The 8,746-nt window shown below is 69.5% G+C and carries 7 protein-coding genes; all 7 read right to left on the reverse strand.

Going from position 1 to position 8,746, the window contains the following annotated elements:
• Nucleotides 1–1,575 (reverse strand): flagellar filament capping protein FliD (fliD, locus tag M0P34_RS10745; protein WP_291498915.1); only part of this gene is annotated, 1,575 nt, incomplete at its 3' end.
• Nucleotides 1,576–1,610: 35 nt separating this feature from the next.
• Complete coding sequence (locus M0P34_RS10750; protein WP_291498916.1) at nucleotides 1,611–3,095, reverse strand: flagellar hook-associated protein 3; 1,485 nt, start codon at nucleotides 3,093–3,095, stop codon at nucleotides 1,611–1,613.
• An 11-nt stretch (nucleotides 3,096–3,106) separates the two neighbouring features.
• Complete coding sequence (gene flgK, locus M0P34_RS10755; RefSeq protein ID WP_291498917.1) at nucleotides 3,107–5,197, reverse strand: flagellar hook-associated protein FlgK; 2,091 nt, start codon at nucleotides 5,195–5,197, stop codon at nucleotides 3,107–3,109.
• A 67-nt stretch (nucleotides 5,198–5,264) separates the two neighbouring features.
• A complete protein-coding gene (locus M0P34_RS10760) occupies nucleotides 5,265–6,842 on the reverse strand; it encodes a flagellar hook protein FlgE (protein ID WP_291498918.1) in 1,578 nt (525 codons plus the stop codon).
• Nucleotides 6,843–6,874: 32 nt separating this feature from the next.
• The gene (locus M0P34_RS10765) at nucleotides 6,875–7,573 is read right to left on the reverse strand and encodes a flagellar hook capping FlgD N-terminal domain-containing protein (protein WP_291498919.1); all 699 of its coding nucleotides are present in this window, start codon (nucleotides 7,571–7,573) and stop codon (nucleotides 6,875–6,877) included.
• 177 nt (nucleotides 7,574–7,750) lie between these two features.
• Nucleotides 7,751–8,047 carry a zf-HC2 domain-containing protein gene (locus tag M0P34_RS10770; RefSeq protein ID WP_291498920.1) on the reverse strand — a complete coding sequence of 99 codons (297 nt, stop codon included), beginning with the start codon at nucleotides 8,045–8,047 and terminating at the stop codon, nucleotides 7,751–7,753.
• A 23-nt stretch (nucleotides 8,048–8,070) separates the two neighbouring features.
• Entirely contained in the window at nucleotides 8,071–8,556 is a 486-nt protein-coding gene (locus tag M0P34_RS10775) for a sigma-70 family RNA polymerase sigma factor (protein WP_291498921.1), read from the reverse strand.
• Nucleotides 8,557–8,746: the final 190 nt, after the last annotated feature.

Raw genomic sequence — 8,746 nt, forward strand, 5'->3', positions numbered from 1 at the left:
GCGGGCCTGTTCCTCGGCGATGCGCGTCTCGGTGTTGTCGACGATGGACTGGTAGTTGTCGGCGATGATGTTCAGGATGCCGCTTTCGGGGTCGGTGATGGCCGCCAGGGTGTCGACCATCTCGGCGATGGTGCCCTGCTTGACGCGCACGGTGCCCGTGTAGTCGCCATCGGCCAGGTTGTGGACCTGGAGGACCATGCCTGCGGCGGCGGTGCCCGAGGCGCCGGTGATTGCGCTGCCGCTCACGCTCGCGGCCTCGCCGTTGATGGTCGCCGCGACGATGGACCCGCCCGAGACCTGATAGGCCACCTCATGCTCCCCGGGCGCGGTGATGCCCGAGATGTTGGAGACATGCCCGAAGTCCGGCGAGGTGCAGACGCCCTCGTTGTCGGCCACGAACAGGTCGGCCACGGCCAGGGGATCCCGGGCCAGGGCCTCGGCCAGGGTCAGCCCCGCCGGGGGGTCGCTGTCCAGGATCAGCATGCCGAAGGTCTCGGAGCTTTCGTCGGTGTCGGTGACGATGCCGACCTGGGCCAGGCTGGTGAACAGGTCGCCGCTGCCGTCGGCCTCGTCGTAGTAGCCGAAGCCCAGGGCCTTGGAGGAAGTGATGCCCTTGAGCTGCTGGCGGATCATGTCCACGCCGTAGTTGCCGGTCATGATCGAGCCCTCGCCGTCGTCGCTCACGGCCGTGAGTTCGTCGATGAGCGCGTAGACGGCGTTCAGCGAGTCGATGAACGAGACGACGCCCTCGTACATGGCGTCGGTGTCCACGGCCAGGGACAGGCTCACCCCGTCGGCGGAGGACACCCCGCGCAGGTTGAGGGTCAGCCCGTCGAGCACGTCGGTTACGGTGTTGGTGTCGCGCTCGATCCACTGGTCCTGGCCCGAGGGGTAGCCGTCGACCTTGATCCGGGCGCTGCGCGCGGCCTGGGTGTTCTCGAAATCCCCGGGGGCGTAGCCGTCCACCGTGCAGGCGGTGACGGCCACGGTGTTGCCCGCGCCCATGTCCATGCCGTAGAGTTGCAGGTGGCAGGCGCTGCCGTCGTCGATGACCGCCGCGCGCACGCCGGAGTTGGACAGGGTGTTGGCGTTGATGATGCCCACAAGCCCCGACAGGGTCGTGCCCGCCGGGATGTCGACGGTGTACTCCTCCCCGCCGTAGGAATAGGTCATGGTCGCGGCGGTGTCGGTGATGGAATCCGAGGCCGAGGCCTCGCCCGTGGCGGAGTTGACCCAGATGTCGTTGCAGGCCAGCTGCCCGACCACCACGGTATGGTTGGCCACGGCGGCGTCGCCCGTGGCGGTCACCGAAAGGGCCCCGGAGTCGGAGACCGACACGTCCATGCCCACGAACTCGGCCCTGGTGTTCATGGCGGCCAGGGCCGTGCGCAGGGAGAGCAGCTCGGTGTTCAGCTCCTGGAGCACCTCGACCTTTCCGGCCCAGGCGTCGCGCCAGTCTTCGAGCTGGTTCAGCCGGAAGCTCTCGGCGTTCATGGTCGCCTCGATGATGGAATCGAAGTCCGTGCCGTTGCCAAGGCCGGTGAAATAGATGGCGCCGGATGAATACTCGGCCATTGTCGTCTCCCGTGGGCCGCGCGGCGGGGCCCGGGCTAGAGCAGGTCCGCCATGGACAGGGTCATGATCTCGGCGGAGGTCTCCACCACCGAGGTGTAGGCGGTCTGGGCCGCCTGGAGCCTGGTCATGAGCGTCACCAGGTCGGCGTCCTCCACGGCGCTCATGAGCCGGGTATCGGCCTCCTTGCGCAGCACTGAAGCGGCCTCCACGTTCCGCACGGTGGTCTCGCGCGCGCCGACGCTTGCGGCGCCGCGCAAAACCCGCTCCTGGGCCGCGTCGAGATCCTCCAGGCTCTGGCCCACGCCATCCACGTCGCCGGTTTCCAGGGCGGCCACGAGCCTGCCCATCGTCTCGAAGAGGTTGGCGCCGGGCACCGCGTCGGCCGAGGCGGCCCCGGGCGCCTGGTAGAGCCCGCCGAAGATGTCCTTGCCCACGTTGTTGATGACCACCGGGCTGGCGTCGGAGATGTTCACGGCGATGTCGGCCTGCTCGGGCACCAGGGTGAACTGGTCGCCCGCGAAGAGGTCCGCCCCGCCGTCCGGGGCGAGGGTCAGAGTGCCGCCCGGCACGGTGAGCACGCCGCCGCTGGCGCTGTTGCCCGCAACCCACGAGGCGCCGCCGTCGGTGCTGTAGGAATAGGCGACCGCCCCGGCCAGGGTCGTGTCGGCGTCGATGCGCACCGTGACCCTCGCGGAGAACACGCCGCTGGCCGCGGCGCTCACCGGGGAGCTTCCCGCGTGGCGGACCACGGCACCGTCCTTGGCGTCGCCCAGGTACAGGGCGGCGGGGCGCACCACCAGGGCGCTCTGCCCGGCGGCGTCGGCCTCGCCGCTGACGGCGGCGCCCGCGGCCAGGGCCACCGAACAGGACCCCAGGGCCAGGGCCGTGTCTCCGGCGGCCAGGGTGGCGGTGGTCCAGGTTTGCCCCCCGTCGGCGGACCAGCGGTATCCCAGGTCCGCCGCGCCGCCCACGGTGCCCGAATCCAGGAACTCCACCCGCACGCTGTGCGCGCTGTCGCCGGTGATGGACGCCACGTCGGCCCCCGAAAGGGTCGGGCCGGACACGTCGGCGGCCAGGGCCAGCGCATAGGCGTCCCCGTCGGTGTTCTGCCCGGCGAAGATGCTGTCGCCCATGTATTCGGTATTGGCCTGCACGAGCATCTGCTCCATGAGCTGGCGCACCTCGCCGGCCAGCATCTCGCGCTGCCCGGCGGACAGGGTGCCCGTGGCGCCCTGCTCGGCCTTCTCCTTGGCGCCGGTGATGAGCTCGCTGACCGTGGCCAGGGCGTCGTCGGCCGCGGCCAGCGCCGCCGAGGCCAGGTCGATGTTCTCCTGGTACTGCTCCAGGGCCGCCAGGTGGTTGCGCAGGGCCAGCACCGTGGCGGCGCCCGCCGGGTCGTCGCTTGGGCGGTTGATGCGCTTTTCCGAGGCGTTCTGCTCGTTCAGGGCGTAGTAGCGCGCCAGGGCGTCGTTGGTGTTGCGGATGACCGAGGCGTAGACCATGCTGTTGGTGACGCGCATGAGCGGACCTCCTAGGACTTCAGGGCGATGAGGGTATCGAACAGTTCCATTGATGTCTGGATCAGGGTCGAGGCCGTCTGGTACATGCGCTGGAACTGCTCCAGGCGGATCAGCTCCTCGTCCAGGTTCACGCCGCCCACGGCCTCCTGCTGGTCGTAAAGGCTCTCGGCCAGGGACGTGTGGTAGGCGGTGTTGAAGGCGGCCGTGGCCGTGGCGGCGCCGACCTTGCCCACCAGGGTGCCGAAGTAGTCCTGAAGCGAGGAGCTGCGCGCGTCGCCCGCGCTGGTGGCGACCACCGTCTCCTTGCCGGCCAGGGCCGCGATGGCCAGGGCCGTGGTGTTGCCGCCCGCGTTGGCGTCGCCCGTGGCGTCCACGGCCGAGGCGTTGACCCGCGAGGGGTCCGCCAGCAGCGGGTTCAGGGCGATGTCCGAGGCGTCGGAGCCGGTGAAGTAGGTATTGATGCCCAGCGCCGCCAGCAGGCCGGTGGAATCCCCGGCGAACTGGAACTCCACGCCGTCGGCGGCGGCGATGGCCAGGGCGCCGTTCGTCACGCTGGCCGTGAGCTGGCCGGGGCAGGCGGCGTTGATGGCGGCGGCCACGTCGTCCAGGGAGTGCACCGCCGGGTCGAACACCGCCACCCCCGGGGTCAGGGACGAGAAGTCCAGGTCCGCCACGCCCAGGGCCTCGCCGCTGGCGGCGTCGTACAGGGCGATGGACAGGGCGCCGGATTGGATCCGGCCCGCGAAGGCCAGGCCGCTGTCGGCCAGGGCGGCGGAGGAGTCTTCGGCGGCGCTGGTGCCGGTGACGGTGGTGAAATTGGTCAGGCCCGCGCCCTGGCTGTGGGCGAAGTTGACCTCCCAGACCAGGGCCGAGGCCAGGGCGTCCAGCTCGTCCTGCCAGGTGCCCAGGTACTGGTCGCGGGTGGTCAGCAGTCCGGCCAGGCTGCCGCCGGTCAGCCGCGAGGTGTCGTCCGCGCCCGCGCCGGACAGGCTGGTGACGTTCATGAAGGACGAGGTGTTCTCGTACCAGTAGACCCCGCTTTTGGGCATGACCGTGAAGGTGTCGCCGGGGGCCAGGGCTCCCGGGGCCGCCGCGCCGGAGTCGTCCGCGGCGCCGAACCAGATGTTCACGCCGTCCACGGTCACGGCGCCGGTGGCGGCGTCGGCGGTGAACAGCCGCACGTTGCCGCTCTCGTCGGTGAGCCAGGTCCGGCCGCCGTCGCAGGACACGCGGAATGTCGCCGCGCCCGCGCCGCCGTCCGCGCCGCCCGCGCCGACCACCTGCACGGTGATCTCGCTGGAGGCGGAGCCGTCGAAATACACGGCGCCGTCGAAAGTCGAGGCCGAGGTCAGCGACGCCCAGGACCTGGGCCCCTCGCAGCGCAGCTCGAAGGTGGACGCGCCGTCCACCAGGGTCTGCCCCGAGCCCAGGAACACCGCCACCTGCCCGTCGGCCCTGTAGAGGACATCCACGTCCGCCAGCCCGGCCAGCTCGCGCAGCAGGGCGTCGCGCTCGTTGAGCAGGCCGTTGTCGCCCGGGCTGGCCACGAGCCCCTGGTTGATCTCGCCCAGGCGCCGGGTGATGGCGTTGGCCTCGTCCACGTCCTGCCCGATGGCCTCGTTCAGCAGCTCCTCCTGGCGGTCCAGGTCGTCGGCCATGTCCGTGAGCACGGTGGCCAGGGTGTCGGTGGCGGCGGTGAGCGCCTCGCGCACGGCCAGGTCGGACGGATACTGGGTCACGCTCTCCCAGGCCGCGAACCAGGCGCTCAGGGCCTCGTCCAGCCCCGTTTCCGAAGACTGGTTGAAGACGCTCTCGATGCTCTCCAGCCAGCCCGACGCCGTTTCCCAGCGCGCGGCGTCGGCGCTTTCGTCCAGGTACTGGCGCTCGATGTAGGTGTCGAAGCAGCGCTGCACCTCGCAGACGCAGACCCCGGTGCCCGCCAGCCCGCCGCTGACGGCGATGTAGCCGGTGTCGGCCAGGCTCACCGTCTGGCGGCGGTAGCCCTCGGTGCTCGCGTTGGCGACGTTGTTGGAATAGATGCTCAGGGCGTACTGGGCGACGCCCAGCGCGTTGCCGCCGATGGTCAGCATGCTGTCGGCCATTGTGGTGCCCTCCGGCCCGGGGCCCGCGCCCCCCGCCGCGCGCGGCGGGGGGCGGGCGCGCGGGCTGCTAGCGCTTGAGCCCGATCACCGTCTGGAGCATCTCGTTGGCCGTGGAGATGATTTTGCTGCTGCCGTCGTAGACGCGTTGCAGGGTGATCATCTGGACCATCTGGGTGGCCATGTCCACGTTGGACTGTTCCAGGGTGTTGGAGCTGATGGAGCCCAGGCTGGCGGTGCCCGGGGTGCCCATGACGGCCTCGCCGGAGTCGCGGGTCTGGGAAAAGAGGTTGCCGCCCTGGCGTTGCAGGCCGTCCTCGTTGGCGAAGTCGCACAGGGCGACCACCCACAGGTCCTCGATCTGCCCGTTGGAGTAGCGCCCGGTGACCACGCCGTTGGTGTCCACGCTGAGCTCCAGCAGGTAGCCCGAGGTATAGCCGTCCTGGGCCTGGGTGCGCGTGGTGGTGGCCGAGTCGTAGCTGGTGGTGGACGAGGTTTCCAGGTCGGGCTCCAGGAGGTTGCCCACGTTGGCGAAGCTGGAGCCCACGGCCGCCGCGCTGGCCGCCGTGGCGGCGTTCCAGCCGCTGCCGGTGACGTTCCTGGTGCCCAGGCCCAGGTTCAGTTCGATGGGCCGGGCCTGGGGCTCGCCGGTGGCGCTGGCGTCCTGCGCGCCGGTGAAGTTGGCCGTGAAGACGGGGAAGCCGTTGTCGGAGAACTCCGCCGGGGTCCAGTTGGCCAGGTTGCTCATATTGCCCGAGGCGCCGCTGGACAGGGTGTAGGCGGTCATGCCCTTCATCTCGCCGGCGGAGCTGAAGGTCAGGGTGCCGGCCATGAGCAGCCCGGCCGCCGAGGTGGTGGCCAGGGCCGTGCCGTCGATGGTCCGCCCGTCCTCGGAGGGATCGCAGGTGACGACGTATTCCCAGACGCTGGAGCCCGCCGCGCCGTCGGTGTAGGTGTCCTCGCCGACCTTGTCGAAGTAGACCGTCAGGACGTGGGACGCGCCGTTCTCGTCGTAGACGGTGATGGAATTCTGGTAGGCGTAGAGGGCGTCGCCCAGGGGGGTGTCCCCGGTGCCGTCCCAGGCGGAGAACATGGCGAAGAACGGGTTCGCGGCGTCCACGCAACTGTCCTCGGCGGTGGAGTCGAGGTTCAGGAGCATGCTCACGGCGGTGGTGGCGCTGGGCGGCGACTGGGAGCTGTCGATCCGGATGTCCGTGGCGGCGCCCACGGGGCTGCCCTCGCCGTCCACCGCCCAGCCCTGGACGTTGTAGCCGTGGGCGTCGGTCAGGTAGCCGCTCTTGTCGAAGGTGAAATCACCGGCGCGGGTGTAGTAGACCGAGCCGCTCACCGGGTTGACGAGCTGGAAGTAGCCGTTGCCGTTGATGGCCAGGTCGGTGGCGCTGGTGGTCGTCTCGTAGGCGCCCTGGGAAAAGTCGCCGTAGATGGCCGACACGGTGACGCCCGTGCCCACCTGGCTCACGCCCTGGGCGGAATTGATGGCCTGGTAGAAGGTGTCCTCGAAGGTGATCTTGGATCCCTTGTAGCCCACGGTGCTGGTGTTGGCCAGGTTGTTGCTGACCACGGACATGCCCGTGCTCGATGTGAGCATCCCGGCGATGCCGGTGTACATGGTGCTCATGACGCTCATGGCGGTGCTCCTTGCGGGGGGGCTGTGGTGCGTTATTCCTCGTCGGCGGAGGCCGTGAGGCCCGTGTCCACGACCTTGGTCACGTTGGCCAGGGACACGGTGCGCCCGTCGGCCAGGCCGAGCATGACCTCGCCGTCCTCCTGGTAGACGGAGGTCACCAGGCCCGAGACCTGGGCGCTGGCGTAGAAGCTTTCGCCGTCCCCGGTTTCGCACAGGAAGGCGATGGCGTACTGGCCGTCGGCGGCCTCGTTGCCGTCGGCGGTCTTGCCGTCCCAGACGAAGGTGTGCTCGCCGCTGGCCCGCTCGCCCAGGTCCACGGCGGCCACGATGTCGCCCGCGGTGTCGAAGACGTAGGCGTAGGTGGTCGCGGAGTCGGCGCCCAGGGTGTAGGTCACGCTGCTCACGGACTCGCCGTCCTTGCTGAGGGACGAGCCCGCGGCCTCGACCTCCTTGCCCATGTAGCCCGTGGCGCTCATGGATATCTGGCTGGTCAGCAGCGTGGTCATGGAATCGAGCTGGCCGGTCATCTCCTGGAGGGCCTCCAGGCTGGAGAACTGGGCCAGCTGGGCGACCATCTCGGTGTCGTCCATGGGGTCGAGGGGATCCTGCCACTCAAGCTGGGCCATGAGCAGTTGCAGGAACGCATCCTGGCCCAGCTCGCCGGACGCAGTGCTGTCCGTGAGGGTCGGGTCGTAGGTCGAGTTCAGGTAGGACGTGGCGTCGACGTACATGGCGGCTCGCCTCCCTTGCGGGATTGACCGCCGGATGGCTGCGGCCCCCAATGGGCCGCGCGGTTCCGGCGGACGGTTGTTGCGAGCAGGCCGTGCCGGTGGTGTCCGGACCCGGGCGGGAGCTGGCCCCGCCCGGGGCGCGCAGACGGATGCGCCGTGGGCCGCCGGGGCGGCCGCCTATATCCCGGGCGCGAGCCCCGCGGCGAAGCGCAGGAGCGCCTCGGGCGCGGGCTGGCGCCGCTCCTTGAGCACGAGATAGAGCTCCACGACCAGCCTGCGGCACAGCGGGCACTCCACAAGGTGCTCCTCCACGGCGTCCTTGGCGGCCCCGCGCAGGGTTCCGTCGAGGTAGCCGCCCAGTTCCAGCATTCCCGGACACCGCTCCCCGAAGGCTTCCCCGCTCTTGTTCAGCAGCGCGGTCTCCCTCCGCCCCAGGGCGCTTTCGAAATCTCCCCAGATCACCTGTCCGGTCATTGTCGTCTCCCCAACCTGGTTTGCTACGAGGCCCGGGCCTGCCCGTAATGCTCGCGCAGCCGCGCCAGGGCCTGGTGCTTGATGGATCGCACGGTCTGGGCCTTCACGCCCAGCGCCTGCGCCGCCATGGACACGTCGTAATCCTTGTAGAAAAGCAGGCGCAGGGTGACCGCCTGCCGCTCGGTGAGCACCCCCTCGGGCAGCTCCAGGGAATCGTCGGGCTCGAAGGCCTCCACCCGCGCGTCGCGGTCGAAGTCGTCCAGGGGGATGGAGTTGAAGAACCCGTAGCGCAGGAAGTCCAGCGCCGTGCTCCTGGCGATGATGGTCAGGTAGGTCGCCAGGGAGCAGCGCGCGGGATCGTAGCGCCGCAGCAGGTTGAAATCCTTCTTCACCAGCCGCATGAAAACGTTCTGCGCCACCTCCTGGATGTCATCCTCGCTGGCCCGGAAAACCTTGGCCCGGATCACCTTGCGCACAGCCGCATGGACGACCCCGGCGTACTTCTCCACAAAATCCCTCCACGTCTGGTTGTTTCCGAGAATACAGGAATCCACATCGATGAAAGCACTGCATGAACCGCGCATCGTGACTCCAATCGAGCTGCATTCGGTTTGACTCCCCTCAAGATCCGAACTCGCCTTCCAGGCGGGACTCTGCCCGGCCTGCTCGCATTTTGTTTCGTTATACGAGCGGCAAAAA

Origin of the sequence: Desulfocurvus sp. (assembly GCF_023230885.1) — a bacterium.
Lineage (GTDB): Bacteria > Desulfobacterota > Desulfovibrionia > Desulfovibrionales > Desulfovibrionaceae > Desulfocurvus.